Source organism: Enterobacter cloacae complex sp. IR5384 (assembly GCF_049237265.1).
Lineage (GTDB): Bacteria > Pseudomonadota > Gammaproteobacteria > Enterobacterales > Enterobacteriaceae > Enterobacter > Enterobacter cloacae.
Window position 1 is genome coordinate 36,769 of record NZ_JBMKHJ010000010.1, and the last position, 19,017, is coordinate 55,785.

Annotated in this window: 12 protein-coding genes; 2 read left to right on the forward strand and 10 right to left on the reverse strand. The window is 57.1% G+C overall.

Annotated elements, in window-relative coordinates:
* Positions 1–8 precede the first annotated feature (8 nt).
* A complete protein-coding gene (gene malP, locus ACOTX3_RS10725; protein WP_058678221.1) occupies positions 9–2,402 on the reverse strand; it encodes a maltodextrin phosphorylase in 2,394 nt (797 codons plus the stop codon).
* A gap of 222 nt (positions 2,403–2,624) precedes the next feature.
* Positions 2,625–2,879, reverse strand: a complete 255-nt coding sequence (locus ACOTX3_RS10730) for a hypothetical protein (RefSeq protein WP_218033883.1) — start codon at positions 2,877–2,879, stop codon at positions 2,625–2,627.
* A 96-nt stretch (positions 2,880–2,975) separates the two neighbouring features.
* Between ACOTX3_RS10730 and malT the strand changes: the two genes are divergently transcribed.
* The gene (gene malT / locus ACOTX3_RS10735; protein ID WP_038420753.1) at positions 2,976–5,681 is read left to right on the forward strand and encodes an HTH-type transcriptional regulator MalT; all 2,706 of its coding nucleotides are present in this window, start codon (positions 2,976–2,978) and stop codon (positions 5,679–5,681) included.
* A 61-nt stretch (positions 5,682–5,742) separates the two neighbouring features.
* Here the strand turns inward: malT and ACOTX3_RS10740 are convergent, their stop codons facing one another.
* From ACOTX3_RS10740 to glpE, 3 genes are read right to left on the reverse strand one after another with little or no spacing between them, the layout of a single operon-like run.
* Entirely contained in the window at positions 5,743–6,501 is a 759-nt protein-coding gene (locus ACOTX3_RS10740; protein WP_057072379.1) for a DeoR/GlpR family transcriptional regulator, read from the reverse strand.
* A gap of 16 nt (positions 6,502–6,517) precedes the next feature.
* Positions 6,518–7,348 carry a rhomboid family intramembrane serine protease GlpG gene (glpG, locus tag ACOTX3_RS10745; protein WP_013099104.1) on the reverse strand — a complete coding sequence of 277 codons (831 nt, stop codon included), beginning with the start codon at positions 7,346–7,348 and terminating at the stop codon, positions 6,518–6,520.
* Positions 7,349–7,395: 47 nt separating this feature from the next.
* Positions 7,396–7,728 (reverse strand): thiosulfate sulfurtransferase GlpE, encoded by a 333-nt coding sequence (gene glpE, locus ACOTX3_RS10750; protein ID WP_127869090.1) that lies wholly within the window; start codon positions 7,726–7,728, stop codon positions 7,396–7,398.
* A gap of 250 nt (positions 7,729–7,978) precedes the next feature.
* Here glpE and glpD point away from each other — a divergent pair, with 250 nt between their 5' ends.
* Positions 7,979–9,487, forward strand: coding sequence for a glycerol-3-phosphate dehydrogenase (glpD, locus tag ACOTX3_RS10755; RefSeq protein WP_040020737.1), 1,509 nt, complete (start codon positions 7,979–7,981; stop codon positions 9,485–9,487).
* 86 nt (positions 9,488–9,573) lie between these two features.
* Here the strand turns inward: glpD and glgP are convergent, their stop codons facing one another.
* Genes glgP through glgB form a run of 5 tightly spaced genes read right to left on the reverse strand, consistent with a single transcriptional unit; the run spans position 9,574 to position 18,941 of the window.
* Entirely contained in the window at positions 9,574–12,021 is a 2,448-nt protein-coding gene (glgP, locus tag ACOTX3_RS10760) for a glycogen phosphorylase (protein ID WP_013099108.1), read from the reverse strand.
* Between the two features lie 18 nt (positions 12,022–12,039).
* Positions 12,040–13,473 carry a glycogen synthase GlgA gene (glgA, locus tag ACOTX3_RS10765; protein WP_013099109.1) on the reverse strand — a complete coding sequence of 478 codons (1,434 nt, stop codon included), beginning with the start codon at positions 13,471–13,473 and terminating at the stop codon, positions 12,040–12,042.
* Positions 13,473–14,768, reverse strand: coding sequence for a glucose-1-phosphate adenylyltransferase (gene glgC / locus ACOTX3_RS10770; RefSeq protein ID WP_013099110.1), 1,296 nt, complete (start codon positions 14,766–14,768; stop codon positions 13,473–13,475). The genes glgA and glgC overlap by 1 nt, the downstream gene beginning before the upstream one ends.
* On the reverse strand, positions 14,761–16,758 hold the full coding sequence (gene glgX, locus ACOTX3_RS10775; RefSeq protein ID WP_058678223.1) for a glycogen debranching protein GlgX: 1,998 nt from the start codon (positions 16,756–16,758) through the stop codon (positions 14,761–14,763). Before glgX ends, glgC begins: the two co-directional genes overlap by 8 nt.
* Positions 16,755–18,941, reverse strand: a complete 2,187-nt coding sequence (gene glgB, locus ACOTX3_RS10780) for a 1,4-alpha-glucan branching enzyme (protein ID WP_023621440.1) — start codon at positions 18,939–18,941, stop codon at positions 16,755–16,757. Before glgB ends, glgX begins: the two co-directional genes overlap by 4 nt.
* Between the last annotated feature and the right edge of the window lie 76 nt (positions 18,942–19,017).

The window sequence follows — 19,017 nt, forward strand, 5'->3', positions numbered from 1 at the left end:
GCGCTTCCTTAGCGTTTTGCCTGCCAGATACGAGCCTGATAATCACGGATTGAACGGTCAGAGCTGAACATTCCGCAGCGGGCGGTGTTCAGAATACACGCCCGGGTCCACGCTTCCTGGTCACGGTACAGCACGTCGACCTGTTTTTGCGCTTCCACGTAGGCCGTGAAGTCCGCCATCACCAGATACGGGTCGCCGCCGTGTTTATCCATGCTGTGCAGCATCTGGTCAAACGCGTGCTTATCGCCATCGCTGTATTTACCGCTTTCCAGCTCTTTCAGCACCGCATCCAGCACTTTGTCCTTCTTACGCCATTTCACCGGATCGTAGCCTTTGGCCTTGAGGGCTTTCACTTCTTCAACCGTATGACCAAAGATAAAGATGTTCTCTTCTCCAACCTTCTCGGCAATCTCTACGTTCGCACCGTCGAGCGTACCAACAGTCAGCGCGCCGTTCAGCGCCAGCTTCATGTTGCCGGTACCAGACGCTTCTTTACCCGCGGTCGAGATCTGCTCGGAGATATCCGCCGCCGGGATCAGCATCTCTGCGGCAGAGACGCAGTAGTCCGGCAGGAACACCACTTTCAGCTTGTCGCCCACTTTCGGATCGTTGTTGATAGCCTCCGCCACTTTATTGATGGCGAGGATAATGTTTTTCGCCAGGTAGTAGCCCGGTGCCGCCTTCGCGCCGAACAGGAACACGCGCGGCACGCGGTCAGCGTGCGGGTTCTCGCGGATCTCTTTGTACAGCGCGAGGATATGCAGCAGGTTCAGGTGCTGACGTTTATATTCGTGCAGACGCTTAATCTGGATGTCGAAAATGGCGTTCGGGTTAATCTCGATACCGGTACGCGCTTTCACAAACGCCGCCAGACGCACTTTGTTATCCCGCTTGATGGCGCGGTATTGTTCGCGGAACTTCGCGTCGTCCGCGTATTTTTCCAGGTTGATCAGCTGGTCCAGATCGTTGGCCCACTCTTTCTTCAGCGTTTTGTCCAGCAGACCGGCCAGCAGCGGGTTGCACTGTTTGATCCAGCGACGCGGCGTGATGCCGTTGGTCACGTTATGGAATTTGGTCGGCCACAGCTGGTGATATTCCGGGAACAGGTCTTTCACCACCAGATCCGAGTGCAGCGCCGCCACACCGTTCACCGCAAAGCCGCTCACCACGCACATATTTGCCATGCGCACCTGTTTGTCATGCACCACGGCCAGCTTCGCCCAGACCGCTTTGTTGCCCGGCCAGGTTTTATCCACCAGCGTTTTAAACTGGTCGTTAATCTTGTTAATGATCTGCATATGGCGCGGCAGCAGCGTTTTCACCAGCTTCTCGTCCCAGCACTCCAGCGCTTCTGGCATCAGGGTGTGGTTGGTGTAAGCAAAGGTGCGGCTGGTGATCGCCCAGGCATCATCCCAGCTCAGCTGGTGCTCGTCGATCAGCACACGCAGCAGTTCAGGAATAGCGATGGTCGGGTGCGTGTCGTTAAGTTGAATCACTTCAAAGTCAGGCAGCTGTGCCAGCTTGCGGCCCGCCAGGTGGTGACGACGCAGAATATCCGCCACGGAGCAGGCGCACTGGAAGTACTGCTGCATCAGACGCAGTTTCTTGCCCGCCAGATGGTTGTCGTTCGGGTAGAGCACTTTGGTCAGCTTCTCGGCGTCGATGCCCTGTTGTTCAGCACGCAGGAAATCGCCGTCATTGAATTTGGTCAGGTTAAACGGATGCGCATGCTTCGCCTGCCACAGACGCAGCGGTTGCGCCACGCCGTTACGGTAACCCAGCACCGGCAGGTCCCAGGCTTCGCCGATAAACGTAAATGCCGGTTCCCAGAGACCCTGTTTTGATACTTTACCGCCAATGTTCACCTGCACATCCAGCTGCGCGTTGTGGCGGAACCACGGGTAGGTGTTACGGTGCCAGTCGTCCGGCGCTTCCATCTGATGTCCGTCTGCAAATGACTGACGGAACAGACCGTATTGATAGTTCAGGCCGTAACCAATGGCCGACTGCCCAACCGTTGCCATCGAATCGAGGAAACAGGCCGCCAGACGTCCAAGACCACCGTTACCCAGCGCCGGGTCAATCTCTTCTTCCAGCAGGTCGGTCAGGTTAATGTCGTGTTCTTTCAGCACATCCCCAACCTCCTGATACCAGCCGAGGTTCAGCAGGTTGTTGCCGGTCAGACGACCGATCAGGAATTCCATCGAGATATAGTTGACGTGGCGCTGACCTTTTACCGGTTTTGCCAGAGGTTGAGCATCCAGCTGCTCTGCGAGCGCACCGCTCACCGCCTGCCACCACTGGTGAGGCGTCATCTCGTTTGCAGCATGAAGGCCAAAACGCTGCCACTGACGCGTCAGGGCAGCCTGGAACTGAGCTTTGTTGAAGGTAGGCTGTGACATAGGGGATCGGCATCCTTTAGAAAGAAAACACAAGTTGGCGCTAGTGTGCCTGGCTCATTTCTCCTCTTCCTCCTCCCGCAGGGGATTAGGCAGGGAGGAGTAGCGGGGATGAGCATAAAAGTGTGATCGAGGCCACTCTGAGAGCATAGTCGGAGTGTGTCAGGAAGATAAAAAGATAACCGGGAAGCGTGTCAGGAAAATGAAATGCAGTTTCGGGTGAAATTAAAACGCGCTGAAATGATTACTTACGTAGAATAATATTTCCGCAACCGGGTCAGAACGAAGAAGATTATTAATTTCACTAAACTTTACCCCGCGTTTATTAAATTTGACGTCACTATACCTTTCTGAAACCAGTTTCAGCACAGCCATACAAGCCAGCATTGACGCGGCATCACAGCCCTTTCCAGAAAGTTCCATCATCTGTCTGAATGTTTTGTGACAGAGTGCAAATTCAGAGCCACCAAAACCAGACATAACTTGCAATAGTTCTCTTTCTGGCCGACCTTATATCTATTAATTACGAAGCGCAAAAAAATAAATTCTCTCGTTCCCCACAGTGAAGTGAAACCTATGTTGATTCCGTCTAAATTAAGTCGCCCGGTTCGTCTTGACCATACAGTGGTCCGCGAGCGTCTGTTGGCTAAACTTTCCGGCGCGCATAATTTCCGACTGGCGCTGGTTACGAGCCCTGCAGGTTATGGAAAAACAACGCTCATTTCGCAATGGGCCGCAGGTAAAAGCGATCTTGGCTGGTACTCCCTTGATGAGGGCGATAACCAGCAAGAACGTTTTGCCAGCTATCTGATTGCCGCCATTCAGCAGGCCACCAACGGGCACTGCGTGGCCAGCGAAGTGATGGTGCAAAAGCGCCAGTACGCCAGCCTGTCCTCCCTTTTCTCTCAGCTGTTTATTGAACTGGCCGAGTGGCACCGCCCGCTTTACGTGGTCATTGATGATTATCATCTGATCACTAACCCGGTGATCCATGAGTCCATGCGCTTCTTCCTGCGCCATCAGCCGGAAAACCTGACCCTGGTGGTGCTGTCGCGTAACCTGCCGCAGTTGGGCATTGCCAACCTGCGCGTGCGCGATCAACTGCTGGAAGTGGGTAGCCAACAGCTGGCCTTTACCCATCAGGAAGCCAAACAGTTCTTTGACTGCCGCCTGAACTCACCGATTGAGGCCGCTGAAAGCAGCCGCCTGTGCGACGATGTCGCCGGTTGGGCGACAGCGCTGCAGCTGATTGCCCTCTCCGCCCGGCAAAACAACAGCCCGACGCATCAGTCCGCGCGTCGCCTGGCGGGGATCAACGCCAGCCATCTTTCCGATTACCTGGTGGATGAGGTGCTGAACAGCGTCGATCCTTCGACCCGCCATTTCCTGCTGAAGAGCTCCCTGCTGCGTTCCATGAACGACGCGTTGATTGTGCGCGTGACCGGCTGCGAAAACGGTCAGCTGCAGCTTGAAGAGATTGAACGCCAGGGGCTGTTCCTGACGCGGATGGACGATCCCGGTGAATGGTTCAGCTATCACCCGCTGTTTGGCAGTTTCCTGCGCCAGCGTTGCCAGTGGGAGCTGGCGACTGAATTGCCGGACATCCACCGGGCTGCCGCTGAGAGCTGGATGGCGCAAGGCTTCCCGAGCGAGGCTATCCATCATGCGCTCGCCGCCGGTGATGCCGGCATGCTGCGCGATATCCTCCTCAACCACGCGTGGGGGTTGTTTAACCACAGCGAACTGACGCTGCTGGAAGAGTCGCTGAAAGCGCTGCCGTGGGAGAGCCTGCTGGAGAACCCGCGTCTGGTGCTGCTGCAGGCCTGGCTGATGCAGAGCCAGCACCGCTACAGCGAAGTGAATACCCTGCTGGCGCGTGCCGAGCAGGAGATGGAAAGCGATATGGATACCACCCTGCACGGCGAATTTAACGCCTTGCGGGCCCAGGTAGCGATCAACGATGGCGATCCGGAAGAAGCAGAGCGGCTGGCAATGGTCGCGCTGGATGAGCTGCCGCTGGCCAATTTCTACAGCCGCATTGTGGCGACGTCGGTACACGGCGAGGTACTGCACTGCAAGGGTGAGCTGACGCGCTCCCTGTCGCTGATGCAACAGACCGAACAGATGGCCCGCCGTCATGATGTCTGGCATTACGCGCTGTGGAGCCTGATCCAGCAAAGCGAAATTTTATTTGCTCAGGGGTTCCTGCAGGCGGCCTGGGAGAATCAGGAAAAGGCGTTCCAGCTGATTCGCGAACAGCATCTTGAACAGCTGCCAATGCACGAGTTCCTGTTGCGTATTCGCGCCCAGCTTCTGTGGGCGTGGTCACGCCTGGATGAAGCAGAGAGCTGTGCCCGTCAGGGCGTAGAGGTGCTTTCCGGCTTCCAGCCGCAGCAGCAACTGCAGTGCCTGGCCCTGCTGGTGCAATGCTCGCTGGCGCGTGGGGATCTGGATAATGCCCGCAACCACCTGAACCGTCTGGAGAACCTGCTCGGCAATGGTCAGTATCACAGCGACTGGGTTTCGAACGCCGATAAGGTGCGGGTGATATACTGGCAGATGACGGGTGATAAGAAATCCGCCGCCAACTGGCTGCGCCAGACGCCAAAACCTGAATTTGCAAATAACCACTTCCTGCAAAGCCAGTGGCGAAACATTGCCCGTGCGCAGATCCTGCTCGGTGAGTTTGAACCGGCTGAGATTGTGCTGGAAGAGCTGAACGAGAACGCCCGCAGCCTGCGTCTGATGAGCGATCTCAACCGTAACCTGCTGCTGCTTAACCAGCTCTACTGGCAGGCCGGGCGTAAAAATGATGCCCAGCGCGTACTGCTGGAGGCGTTGCAGTTGGCGAACCGTACCGGGTTTATCAGTCACTTTGTGATTGAGGGCGAAGTGATGGCTCAGCAGCTGCGTCAGCTTATTCAGCTCAACACGCTGCCGGAGCTGGATCAGCACCGTGCCCAGCGCATCCTGCGCGAGATTAACCAGCACCATCGCCACAAGTTCGCCCACTTCGACGAGAACTTCGTTGAGCGCCTGCTGAACCATCCGGAAGTGCCTGAACTTATTCGCACCAGCCCGCTGACGCAGCGCGAATGGCAGGTGCTGGGGCTTATCTATTCAGGCTACAGCAATGAGCAGATTGCCGGTGAGCTGGCGGTGGCGGCAACCACCATCAAAACGCATATCCGCAATCTGTATCAGAAGCTGGGCGTGGCGCACCGTCAGGATGCGGTGCAGCATGCGCAGCAGTTGTTGAAGATGATGGGGTATGGGGTGTAGGTTTGTGCGGGCTGATGCCCTCACCCCGGCCCTCTCCCACAGGGAGAGGGAGAAAGGCGTCTCAACATAACTCTAACTGCAAATTATTATCTTTAATCACCTGCATCACGCCCGCCGGTGGCATCACATCGGTATAAACCGCATTTACCATGCTGATGCTGCCCATGTTGACCATCGCGTTACGGCCAAATTTGGAGTGGTCCACCACCAGCATCACGTGACGTGAGTTTTCAATGATCGCGCGCTTGGTGCGCACCTCGTGATAATCAAACTCCAGCAGTGAGCCGTCGCTGTCGATGCCGCTGATCCCCAGAATGCCGAAGTCGAGACGGAACTGAGAGATAAAATCGAGCGTCGCTTCACCAATAATGCCGCCGTCGCGGCTGCGCAGTTCGCCCCCGGCGAGGATGATGCGGAAATCATCTTTCTGCATCAGGGTATTGGCCACGTTCAGGTTGTTGGTCACGATGCGCAGGTTTTCGTGATCCAGCAGCGCATGGGCGACCGCTTCAGGCGTGGTGCCGATATCAATAAACAGCGTCGCCCCGTTGGGGATTTGGCTCGCCACTTTACGGGCAATGCGCTCTTTCTCTGCCGTCTGCGTGGCTTTGCGGTCATGCCACGAGGTGTTAACCGAACTGGACGGCAGCGCCGCCCCGCCGTGATGGCGCAAAATACGGTTTTGATCGGCAAGATCGTTCAGGTCGCGGCGGATGGTTTGAGGGCTGACGGCAAACTGTTCCACCAGCTCTTCGGTGCTGACGTATCCCTGTTTTTTTACCAGTTCGATAATGGCGTCATGACGTTGTGTTTGTTTCATGAAATATCCCTGGGAATTATGTTCGTTTTCGCGCATGGAGCGTGTCGGCAAACGCCATTGCCAGCCCGACGGCCAGCCCGGTGACGTGTGCACCATTGGCGATAGACATACCAAACAGATCAAACCATCCGGCAATTAGCCATATTAACGCAAAGGTTATCAATCCGCGCTGCAGATAGATGCCACTTTCGGGGTCGCGCTCGCCCCTGAGCCAGACATATCCCATCAGGGCATACACCACGCCGGATAAACCACCGAACCACGGGCCGCTGAATTTATGCTGCACATAGCCGCTCAGCAGGGCGCTGATAAGGGTGATAACAATCAGCTTGCCGCTGCCCAGACGCTTCTCCACCGCGCCACCGAGATACCACCACCACAGCAGGTTAAAGAGAATATGCATCACCGAGAAGTGCATCAGCGCGTGGGTGAAATAGCGCCAGACGTCAAAATCGAGAGACGGGTCGTACGGCCACGCAAGCGCGATCATCACGCTCTGGTCACCCACCACGTTCATAATGATGAAGACGATAATGCAGGCCGCCATCAGCAGCAGCGTAAACGGACCTGCGCGCTCGCGAATGGTGGCAAGGAAGGGGAAGCGCCGATAGTGCAGTCCGCTTCCCGTCTGCCCCGACTGCCAGCTCGCGGCCAGATAGCGAGGGTCGCCGGGATTCTCAAGAAAGCGGGCCAGTTCCGCATTCACGCGATCGGCCTGGCTTTCATCCGCAAGCCAGACATCGGTTTTCGTGTGCTGCTGAACGGTCAGGATGATGCCCTGGGTTGCCATATAGTCGACAAACGCCTGGGCGACGCGCGGATTGGTAAAAGAGGTGATCATCAACATGGGCGGCGGTCGCTTATTTCCACACAAAAGGGGACAGTATAGCGGGATCAGCGCTCAAAAGCGTATTCCACTTCTGCCAGGAAATGACGATGCCAGGCATCGAAACCGCCGTCGACGCTGTAGACCGCATCATAGCCCTGCTGAATAAGGTACTGCGCCGCACCTTTGCTGCTGTTGCCGTGATAGCACATCACCATCACCGGCGTATCGAAGTCGTTATCGCGCATAAACGCGCCCAGCGTATCGTTGGTGAGGTGGAACGCACCCGGGGTGTGGCCCATCGCAAAACTCTGCGGATCGCGGATATCCACCAGCACCGCCGTTCCCTGGTGCATCTTCTGGTGGGCTTCTTCTACGTTAATACATTCAAACTGATCCATGGTGTTCTCTTTCTGTTGTTCAGGTTGGGTGCGCTCTGATGCCCTCACCCCAGCCCTCTCCCACGGGGAGAGGGAGAAAAGTTAGTCGCACTATTTTACCCCGTAGTGTACGTCCTGGCGGCGGGTAAACGCCATTATGTTATCCATATCACTCTAAATTGTTTTTTTGATGTTACCAAAAGCGCGTTCCTTTGCTATTATGAGCGATATCGAACATTTCTGAGCTTTAACGAAAGTGCGTGAGGGTGTTATGGAAACCAAAGATCTGATTGTGATAGGCGGTGGCATCAACGGTGCCGGTATTGCGGCAGACGCCGCAGGACGCGGATTATCCGTACTGATGCTGGAAGCTAACGACCTCGCCTGCGCGACGTCGTCCGCCAGCTCCAAACTGATTCACGGTGGCCTGCGCTACCTGGAACACTATGAATTCCGTCTGGTCAGTGAAGCGCTGGCCGAACGTGAAGTGCTGCTGAAGATGGCACCGCACCTGGCCATCCCGATGCGCTTCCGCCTGCCCCATCGCCCGCATCTGCGTCCGGCGTGGATGATTCGAATCGGTCTGTTTATGTACGATCATCTGGGTAAACGCACCAGCCTGCCGGGTTCAAACGGTTTGCGTTTTGGCTCAGAATCGGTCCTTAAGCCTGAAATCGTGCGCGGTTTCGAATATTCCGACTGCTGGGTGGACGATGCGCGTCTGGTGCTGGCTAATGCACAGATGGTTGAGAAGAAAGGCGGCGAAGTGAAAACCCGTACCCGCGCCACCGCTGCGCGCCGTGAAAACGGCCTGTGGATCGTCGAAGCGGAAGACGTAGATACAGGCGAGAAGTTCAGCTGGAAAGCGCGCGGTCTGGTGAACGCCACCGGCCCATGGGTGAAACAGTTCTTCGACGAGGGGATGCATCTGCCATCTCCGTACGGTATCCGCCTGATCAAAGGCAGCCACATTGTGGTACCACGCGTGCACACCCAGAAGCAGGCCTACATTCTGCAGAACGAAGACAAGCGCATTGTGTTTGTGATCCCGTGGATGGACGAATTCTCCATCATCGGCACCACCGACGTGGAGTACAAAGGCGATCCGAAAAACGTCGAGATCGACGAGAGCGAAGTGAACTACCTGCTGAAGGTGTATAACGCGCACTTCAAGAAACAGCTGTCCCGCGATGACGTGGTCTGGACTTACTCCGGCGTGCGTCCGCTGTGCGATGACGAATCTGACTCACCGCAGGCGATTACCCGCGACTATACGCTCGATATTCACGACGTGGACGGTCAGGCACCGCTGCTCTCCGTGTTTGGCGGCAAGCTCACCACCTACCGTAAGCTGGCCGAGCACGCGCTGGAAAAACTGGCGCCTTACTACAAAGGCATTGGCCCGGCATGGACCAAAGGCGCGGTACTGCCTGGCGGTGATATCGGCGACAACCGCGATGATTACGCCGCGAAGCTGCGTCGTCGCTATCCATTCATCACGGAAGGCATGGCGCGCCACTATGCCCGTACCTACGGCAGCAACACGGAATTGATCCTGAGTGACGCGAAAGAGATTGCCGACCTGGGCGAACATTTTGGTCACGAGCTGTACGAAGCCGAACTGCGCTATCTGGTGGAACATGAGTGGGTTCGCCGTCTGGATGATGCCATCTGGCGTCGTACCAAAGAGGGTATGTGGCTGAATGCCGAACAGCAGTCGCGTGTGGCGCAGTGGTTGCTGCAGCATGCGGGGAAGCGTGAGCTGTCGTTGGCGTCGTGATGTAAAAAAGCCGGGTGGCGGCTCCGCCTTACCCGGCCTACTCGATCCCGTAGGCCCGGTAAGCGCAGCGCCACCGGGCTTTGTTTTTACAACCGCACCGGATCAATATGCCAGATATTCTCGGCATACTCCTTAATGGTCCTGTCGGACGAGAAATACCCCATATTGGCGATGTTATGCATCGCGACGCAGGTCCACTTCTCCTGCTGACGATAAAGCTCGTCCACCCTGTCCTGACAATCCACGTAGCTGCGGTAATCCGCCAGCACCTGATAGTGGTCGCCAAAGTTAATCAGCGAATCCACCAGGTCCCGATAGCGCCCTGGCTCGTCTGGGCTAAACACCCCGGTGGCGATTTGCGTCAGCACCTGACGTAGCTCCTCATCCTCTTCGTAATACTCACGCGGCGAGTAGCCTTTCTTGCGCAGCGCCTCCACCTCTTCCGTGGTATTCCCGAAGATAAAGATATTCTCCGCCCCCACGTGCTCCAGCATTTCGACATTGGCCCCGTCCAGCGTGCCGATGGTCAGCGCGCCGTTAAGGGCAAACTTCATGTTACTGGTGCCGGACGCTTCCGTCCCGGCGGTGGAGATCTGCTCAGAGAGATCGGCCGCCGGAATGATCAGCTGCGCCAGGCTGACGCTGTAGTTAGGAACAAAGACCACCTTCAGCTTGTCGCCGATATCCGGATCGTTGTTGACCACCTTCGCCACATCGTTGATGAGGTGAATGATGTGCTTCGCCATGTAGTAAGCGGATGCCGCCTTACCGGCAAAGATCTTCACACGCGGCACCCACTCCGCCGTCGGATCGGCCTTGATTCGGTTATAGTGGGTGATCACATGCAGCACGTTCATCAGCTGGCGCTTGTACTCATGAATACGCTTGATCTGCACGTCGAACAGCGCTTTCGGGTTCGCCACCACGTTCAGATGCAACGCCAGCCAGACTGACAGACGTTTCTTGTTCAGCAGCTTGGCTTCTCGTACGGCTTTGTTCACCGCCGGAAAATCAATGTGCTGTTCAAGCTCGCTCAGCTGGCTGAGATCGGTTCGCCAGGTGCGGCCAATGTGCTCATCCAGCACCTCAGAAAGCGGCTGGTTTGCCAGCGCCAGCCAGCGACGCGGCGTGACGCCATTGGTCACGTTGCAGAAACGCGTCGGGAAGATCTTGGCAAAGTCCGCAAACAGCGACTGCACCATCAGGTTCGAGTGCAGCTCTGAAACCCCGTTCACCTTGTGGCTGATCACCACCGCCAGCCAGGCCATGCGTACGCGACGACCGTTCGATTCATCAATGATAGAAGCGCGGCTCAGCAGGCCGGTATCGTTCGGATACTGCTCCTGCAGCGTCTTGAGGAAGTAGTCATTAATTTCAAAGATGATCTGCAGATGGCGCGGCAAAATTTTGCCGAGCATATCCACCGGCCAGGTTTCCAGCGCTTCGCTCATCAACGTGTGGTTAGTGTAAGAGAAGACCTGACAGGTCACCTCAAACGCATCGTCCCAGCTGAACTTATGCTCGTCGATAAGCAGACGCATCAGCTCCGGGATCGACAGCACCGGATGGGTATCGTTGAGGTGAATGGCGGTTTTTTCCGCCAGATTGGCGTAGGTCTTGTGCAGCTGATAGTGACGGCTGAGGATATCCTGAATCGTCGCGGAGACGAGGAAATACTCCTGACGCAGGCGCAGCTCGCGCCCGGAATAGGTCGAGTCGTCCGGGTAGAGCACGCGGGAGACGTTCTCGGAGTGGTTTTTATCTTCCACCGCCGCGAAGTAGTCGCCCTGGTTAAATTTACCCAGGTTAATCTCGCTACTGGCCTGCGCGTTCCACAGACGCAGCGTATTGGTCGCATCGGTATCGTAGCCCGGGACAATCTGGTCATAGGCGACGGCAAGGATCTCTTCGGTTTCCACCCAGCGGGACTTTTTCCCTTCCTGCTGAATACGTCCGCCAAACCGCACCTTATAGCGCGTATTGTGTCGTTTAAACTCCCACGGGTTACCGTATTCCAGCCAGTAGTCCGGGGACTCTTTCTGACGTCCGTCCACGATGTTCTGCTTGAACATCCCGTAGTCGTAGCGAATGCCGTAGCCACGCCCCGGCAGGGCCAGCGTCGCCAGCGAGTCGAGGAAGCAGGCGGCAAGTCGCCCCAGGCCACCGTTACCGAGCCCCGGGTCGTTCTCTTCGTCAATCAGCTCTTCTAAGTCCAGCCCCATCTCTTCCAGCGCGGTTTTAACGTCATCGTAAATACCGAGCGATAACAGCGCGTTAGAGAGGGTGCGGCCAATCAAAAATTCCATCGACAGGTAGTAAACCTGACGCGTTTCCTGCGACAGCTGGGCGCGGTTGGAGCGCAGCCAGCGTTCAACCATGCGGTCACGCACCGCAAACAGGGTGGCGTTGAGCCACTCGTGTTTGTTGGCGATGACCGGATCTTTCCCGATGGTAAACATCAGCTTATAGGCGATAGAGTGCTTCAACGCCTCAACGCTGAGCGTGGGGGAAGAGTAGCTAAAAGGAGCGTTCATATCAGTAACTTCGCCTCGTTACATCAAGCGTTGATAGAGATCGCGGTATGACTGCGCCGCAACGTGCCAGCTAAAGTCCATGGACATCGCCTGACGTTGGACGTAACGCCACAGCGACGGACGGGACCACAAGACGAAAGCACGCCGAATCGCCCGAAGCAGCGACCAGGCATTACTGTCCTCAAAGACAAACCCGCTGGCGATACCGTCCGCCAGGTTTTCCAGTGAGCTGTCAGATACCGTATCCGCCAGCCCGCCCGTGCGTCGCACCAGTGGCAGGGTGCCGTACTTCAGGCCGTAGAGCTGCGTCAGGCCGCAAGGTTCGAAACGGCTCGGCACCAGAATGACGTCCGCGCCGCCCATGATCCGGTGCGAGAACGCTTCGTGATAGCCAATCTGCACGCCCACCTGCCCCGGGTGTTCCGCCGCTGCCGCCAGGAAGCCTTCCTGCAATACCGGGTCGCCCGCGCCGAGCAGCGCCAGCTGTCCGCCCTGCTCCAGCAGACCCGGCAGGGCCTCCAGCACCAGGTCCAGCCCTTTCTGGCTGGTCAGACGGCTCACCACCGCAAACAGTGGCACTTTGTCGTTGACCTTCAGCCCCATCGCAATTTGTAACTGGCGTTTGTTTTCCGCTTTGTCTTCCACGGAATCACGGCCATAGCGGGCCGCGAGCAGCAGGTCGGTCTCCGGGTTCCAGATCTGTTCATCGACGCCGTTAAGGATCCCCGACAAACGTCCTTCACGATGGCGCTGACGGAGCAACCCTTCCAGGCCGTAGCCGAACTCCGGCTGCGTAATTTCACGGGCGTAGGTCGGGCTCACGGCCGTGATGTGGTCGGCATAGTAAAGCCCGGCCTTCAGGAACGAGATCTGCCCGTTAAACTCCAGCCCGTGCATGTTATAGAACGACCATGGCAGATCGATGTCATTCATATGATGGGCGTAGTACATGCCCTGATACGCCAGGTTATGCACCGTAAAGACCGATTTCGCCGGATGGCCGCGCGCCGCCAGATATGCCGGAGCGAGCCCCGCGTGCCAGTCGTGTGCGTGCACAATGTCCGGGCGCCAGAACGGATCCAGCCCTACCGCCATTTCAGCCCCAACCCAGCCGAGCAGCGCAAAACGCAGCACGTTGTCGGTATAGGCAAACAGGTTCGTATCGTGATACGGGCTACCTGGTCGGTCATATAAGTGCGGCGCGTCAATCAGGTAGATGCCCACGCCATTGTAATGTCCATACAGCAGGGTAATGCGTCCGGCGAAGGTGTCACGGCGCGTCACCACCTTTGCATCGGGAATGCCGCGCCGGATATCCGGGAAGGCAGGCAGCAGGACTCGGGTATCGACTCCGCCGGCGATTTGCGCCGCGGGTAATGCACCAAGAACATCCGCCAGGCCGCCCGTTTTTAACAACGGGAACATCTCAGAACATACGTGTAAAACCTGCATCATCGCTCCTGTTTGATCTGCAGCTTCCGCAACATTTCCCGTGTGACTAACACGATCCCCTCTTCAGAACGGTAGAAGCGACGTGCATCTTCTTCCGCGTTTTCACCAATCACCATTCCTTCAGGAATGACGCAGGCACGGTCGATCACGCAGCGACGCAGACGACACGAACGCCCGACCCAGACATCCGGCAGCAGCACCGCCGAATCGATATTACAGAATGAGTTTATACGCACGCGCGGGAACAGCACCGACTGCACCACCACCGAGCCGGAGATAATGCACCCGCCAGAGACCAGCGAGTTCAGCGTCATGCCGTGGCTGCCGGAGCGGTCCTGAACGAATTTCGCTGGCGGCAGGGATTCCATATGGGTACGGATCGGCCAGTTCTGGTCGTACATATCCAGCTCAGGCGTGACGGAGGCCAGATCGAGGTTGGCTTTCCAGTACGCTTCCAGGGTTCCCACATCGCGCCAGTAAGGTTCCGCATTCGGATCTGACTGCACGCAGGACAGCGGGAAAGGATGTGCATAAGCCATGCCAGCTTTAGTAATTTTCGGAATGATGTCTTTACCGAAGTCGTGGCTGGAGTGTTCGTCTTTGTCGTCTTCTTCCAGCAGCTCATAAAGGTAATCTGCATCAAAGACATAGATCCCCATGCTGGCGAGCGATTTGGTGTCATCTCCCGGCATGGTTGGTGGGTTGGCCGGTTTTTCAACGAAGTCGATAATTTTATCGTCCGCGTCCACGTGCATCACGCCAAACGCCGTCGCCTCGGCAACGGGCACCGGCAGACACGCCACGGTGCAGCGCGCCCCTTTCTCGACGTGGTCGATGAGCATGTGGGAGTAGTCTTGCTTGTAGATGTGATCCCCGGCGAGGATCACGATGTACTCCGCGTTGTAGCGGCGAATGATATCGAGGTTCTGGGTCACCGCATCAGCGGTGCCGCGGTACCAGTTTTCACCGTGAACACGCTGCTGGGCAGGTAGGAGATCGACAAACTCATTCATCTCTTCGCTGAAGAATGACCAGCCGCGCTGAATATGCTGCACCAGGGTGTGCGACTGATACTGCGTAATGACGCCAATGCGGCGAATACCTGAGTTCAGGCAGTTGGACAGTGCAAAATCGATAATTCGGAACTTACCACCAAAGTGAACAGCCGGCTTGGCGCGCTTGATGGTCAAATCTTTAAGACGGGTTCCGCGCCCGCCAGCGAGGATCAGGGCAACCGTTTTTAAGGGGAGCTGGCGTGCCAACATTAAGGGATCGTTCTTCTCTAATCTAACCATGACTAACTCCTTTTTTATCATCTTGGAATACGCACACTCCGTGCGCAGGCCCGTGCCAGACAGCCATTACTACCGGATTATCCGCTCCGGCAAAGGGGGGAACGGCGCGCCATTCCCCGTCAGGTAAAACAATCTCAGCGACGTCATCCGTCGCGTTCAGCGTAACCAGCCAGCGATCCGAAAGCAGGATCTGCAGGCGCGGTACGCCGTGTTGCCACTCTTGCGCGCTTAACGGTTGCGCGTCTTTATTCAGCCAGCGAACGTTGCCGTCGCCCTCCTCCCACCAGCGGTTGGCGGTGAGCGCGGGGATCTGCTGACGAAGGTGGATCAGCGCCGCGGTAAAGTGGATCAGGCCGCTGTTCGCTTCTCCCCAGTCGAGCCAGGTTAAGGTGTTGTCCTGGCAATAGGCGTTGTTGTTACCGTGCTGGCTGTGGCCATGTTCATCCCCTGCCAGCAGCATCGGCGTGCCCTGCGACAACAAAAGCGTCGTCAGCAGCGCATGCACGCTGGCGCGTCGCCGCTCAATAACATCCAGACTTCCGCCTAACCCTTCTATACCATGATTAAAGCTATGGTTATTGTTAGTGCCATCGCGATTCTCCTCGCCATTTGCCTCATTGTGTTTCTGATTGAAACAAACGCAGTCCCGGAGCGTAAAACCGTCATGCGCGGTCACCAGGTTGACGGTAGCAGACGGTCGTTTGCCATCACGTTTAAACAGATCGCTGGAAGCGGCAAAGCGTCCGGCGAACTCCCCCAACGACAGGCTTCTCTCCAGCCAGAAGCGGCGTACGGCATCGCGATAGTGGTCGTTCCATTCGGCAAACAGCGGCGGGAAGTTCCCCACCTGGTAGCCGCCTTCACCAATGTCCCACGGCTCGGCAATCAGTTTCACCCGCGAGAGCACCGGGCAGTTTTTGATCGCCTCAAACAGCGGCGCCTGCTGGCTGAACCCCGGCGTGCGGCCCATCACCGGCGCCAGGTCAAAACGAAAACCGTCGACGTGGAACGTTTCCACCCAATATTTCAGGCATTCATACGCAAAATGCGTCACCGCCGGATGGCTGAGGTTGAGCGTGTTACCGCAACCGGTCCAGTTGTGGTAATCACCATCCTCTCTGATCCAATAATAGCTACGGTTATCAATTCCGCGCATGGAGAGCGTCGGACCGTCGAGATCGCTTTCCGCGCTGTGGTTCAGCACCACGTCCAGAATCACTTCGATACCGGCCGCATGAAGCGCTTTCACCGCATCACGAAACTCGTCCCGCGCCTTGTCCGGGTGGGCGGCGTAGCGGGGGTCGAGCGCAAACATCGCCAGCGGGTTGTAGCCCCAGTAGTTGCTCAGGCCCAGTCGCTGCAGGCGAGGCTCGCTGGCGAAATGGGCGATGGGCAACAACTCCAGCGCGGTGATCCCGAGATGTTTCAGATAGGCGATCATGGTCGGATGGCCGAGCGCCTTATAGGTGCCGCGCATCTCTTTGGGAATAGATGGATGGAGATAGGTCAGCCCTTTAACATGGGCCTCGTAAATCACGGTGTTGCCCCACGGCGTGCCCGGCGGGGCATCGTCTTCCCAGTCGTAGCGATCGCCCACCACCACGCTTTTTGGGGCCACGTGGGCGCTGTCGCGGTGGTCTGGTTCCCCGTAGCCGACGTGGAAAATCGGGTCGTCTTTAAACTCGCCTTCCACGCGGTGGGCACACGGGTCAATCAGCAGCTTTGCCGGGTTAAACCAGTGCCCCTGAGCAGGCGCCCAGGGACCGTGAACGCGAAAACCGTAATGCATCCCTGGCCGCCCACCGGCCAGGTAACCGTGCCAGGTATCCCCGGTGCGCGCCGGTAAATCGTAACGATGTTCGTTACCTTCCCCATCAAACACACAGAGTTCGACCCGCTCCGCGTGAGCAGAAAAGAGGGTGAAATTCACACCCTTTCCGTCAAAGCTCGCCCCGAGCGGTTCGGGTTTACCTGCCGTAAGCTGCGTCATTCGCCCTCCCGCACCAGCCAGATGGTACCGAGCGGTGGCAGCGTCAGGCTCAGGGAGTTGGGGCGCCCGTGGCTTTCGATGGCATCGCTCTGGACCAGTCCGCCGTTACCAGCGTTACTGCCGTGGTAATGCATGGAATCGGTGTTGAGGATTTCGCGCCATTTACCGGCCTGATTAATGCCAAAGCGGTAATGATGACGTGGAACCGGCGTAAAGTTGCTGGCAACGATAATCTCGTTGCCCGCTTTATCCCGGCGCACAAAGACAAATACCGAGCGCTCATGGTCGTCCACCACCAGCCACTCAAAACCGTACGGATCGAAGTCCAGCTCGTGCAGTGCTTTATGGTGGCGGTAGGTCAGGTTCAGATCGCGGACCAGCCGCTGCACGCCGTGGTGCCAGTTGTCAGCGCCCTCCAGCAGATGCCAGTCGAGGCTGGTATCGTGGTTCCACTCGCGCCCCTGGGCGAACTCGTTGCCCATAAACAGCAGTTTTTTGCCCGGGAAGGCGAACATCCAGCCGTAGTAGGCGCGCAGGTTGGCAAACTTCTGCCACGCGTCGCCCGGCATGCGGTCGAGAATGGATTTTTTACCGTGCACCACTTCATCGTGCGACAGCGGCAGCATGAAGTTTTCGGTGTAGTTGTAGAGCAGCCCGAAGGTAAGCTTATCGTGATGATACTGACGATAAACCGGGTCGAGCTTCATGTAATCGAGCGTGTCGTGCATCCAGCCCAGGTTCCACTTGTACCAGAAGCCCAGGCCACCCATTGACGGCGGACGGGAAACGCCCGGGAAGTCGGTGGACTCTTCCGCCATCGTCACCGCGCCCTCAACCTGCTCGCCAATAATGCGGTTGGTGTTGCGCAGAAACTCAATTGCTTCCAGGTTCTCGCGACCGCCATACTCGTTCGGGATCCACTCGCCCTCTTTGCGGCTATAGTCGCGATAGATCATCGACGCCACCGCATCCACGCGCAGGGCATCAATGCCGAAACGCTCGATCCAGTAAAGCGCGTTCCCGACCAGGTAGTTCGCGACTTCACGGCGACCGTAGTTGTAAATCAGCGTATTCCAGTCCTGGTGATAGCCTTCGCGCGGGTCGCTGTGCTCGTACAGTTTTGTGCCGTCGAACTCGGCCAGCGCAAAATCATCCGACGGGAAGTGGCCCGGCACCCAGTCAAGAATGACGTTCAGCCCGGCGGCGTGTGCGGCATCAACGAAATAGCGGAAGTCGTCGCGCGTGCCAAAGCGGCGCGTCGGTGCGTATAACCCGGTGGGCTGATAGCCCCAGCTTCCGTCGAACGGGTGCTCGTTAACCGGCAGCAGCTCCAGATGGGTAAAGCCCATCCATTTGGCGTACGGTACCAGCTGGTCAGCCAGCTCACGATAGCTCAGCCAGAAATTGTCATCGGTGTGGCGACGCCAGGAGCCGAGATGCACCTCATAAACGGAGATTGGCGCGTCGAAGCGGTTAGCCTGCTTGCGCTCTTCCGTCTGGACCACCTTCTCCGGCAGGCCGCAAATAAGCGAGGCAGTATTCGGGCGCAGCTCCGCTTCAAAGGCGTACGGGTCAGCTTTAATGCGCAGCTTGCCGTTGGCATCGATCATCTCAAATTTATAGAGCTGACCGTTATGCGCGCCGGGGATGAACAGCTCCCAGATGCCGGTTTCCCGACGCAGGCGCATGGGGTGACGACGACCGTCCCAGTAGTTGAACTGCCCGACGACGGAGACGCGCTGGGCGTTTGGCGCCCACACGGCAAACCGCGTGCCGGTAATACCATCCATGGTATCCGCATGGGCACCCAGCGTTTCATAAGGCCGCAGATGGGTGCCTTCGGACAGCAGCCAGGCATCCATCTCTTTTAAGAGCGGGCCAAAGCTATAGGGATCGTCAATCAGGTTTTGCTGACCGTGCCAGATGACGGCAAGCTGATAACGAAAGGGGTTTTTACGACGGGGCATGACGCCCGAGAAGAAGCCACGTGAGTCGAGGCATTCCAGATTACCCACCTTGCGGCCGGTTTTGGGTTCGATGACCCACACTTCTGTAGCATCTGGTAACAGCGCGCGAACTTCCAGCCCGGCCTCTGTACGGTGCATCCCTAGCACAGAAAAGGGGTCGGCAAAATGACCCGCAATAAGCGCATTAATCACGTCTCTCGAAATACGATCGGACATGGTATTCATCCTGTTTTTTTATGTCGCCCTTTTTATTCGCTCCGGGACGACTTTTAATGTGACCTAAACGGTGCAG

Bases quoted from the DNA above. Each gene is read 5' to 3' on its own strand.
- glgX (WP_058678223.1), bottom strand. From the start codon at position 16,758: ATGACGCAGCTTACGGCAGGTAAACCCGAACCGCTCGGGGCGAGCTTT.
- glgP (WP_013099108.1), bottom strand. From the start codon at position 12,021: ATGAACGCTCCTTTTAGCTACTCTTCCCCCACGCTCAGCGTTGAGGCG.
- malP (WP_058678221.1), bottom strand. From the start codon at position 2,402: ATGTCACAGCCTACCTTCAACAAAGCTCAGTTCCAGGCTGCCCTGACG.
- glgA (WP_013099109.1), bottom strand. From the start codon at position 13,473: ATGCAGGTTTTACACGTATGTTCTGAGATGTTCCCGTTGTTAAAAACG.
- glgB (WP_023621440.1), bottom strand. From the start codon at position 18,941: ATGTCCGATCGTATTTCGAGAGACGTGATTAATGCGCTTATTGCGGGT.
- ACOTX3_RS10740 (WP_057072379.1), bottom strand. From the start codon at position 6,501: ATGAAACAAACACAACGTCATGACGCCATTATCGAACTGGTAAAAAAA.
- malT (WP_038420753.1), top strand. From the start codon at position 2,976: ATGTTGATTCCGTCTAAATTAAGTCGCCCGGTTCGTCTTGACCATACA.
- ACOTX3_RS10730 (WP_218033883.1), bottom strand. From the start codon at position 2,879: ATGTCTGGTTTTGGTGGCTCTGAATTTGCACTCTGTCACAAAACATTC.
- glpD (WP_040020737.1), top strand. From the start codon at position 7,979: ATGGAAACCAAAGATCTGATTGTGATAGGCGGTGGCATCAACGGTGCC.
- glpE (WP_127869090.1), bottom strand. From the start codon at position 7,728: ATGGATCAGTTTGAATGTATTAACGTAGAAGAAGCCCACCAGAAGATG.
- glgC (WP_013099110.1), bottom strand. From the start codon at position 14,768: ATGGTTAGATTAGAGAAGAACGATCCCTTAATGTTGGCACGCCAGCTC.
- glpG (WP_013099104.1), bottom strand. From the start codon at position 7,348: ATGTTGATGATCACCTCTTTTACCAATCCGCGCGTCGCCCAGGCGTTT.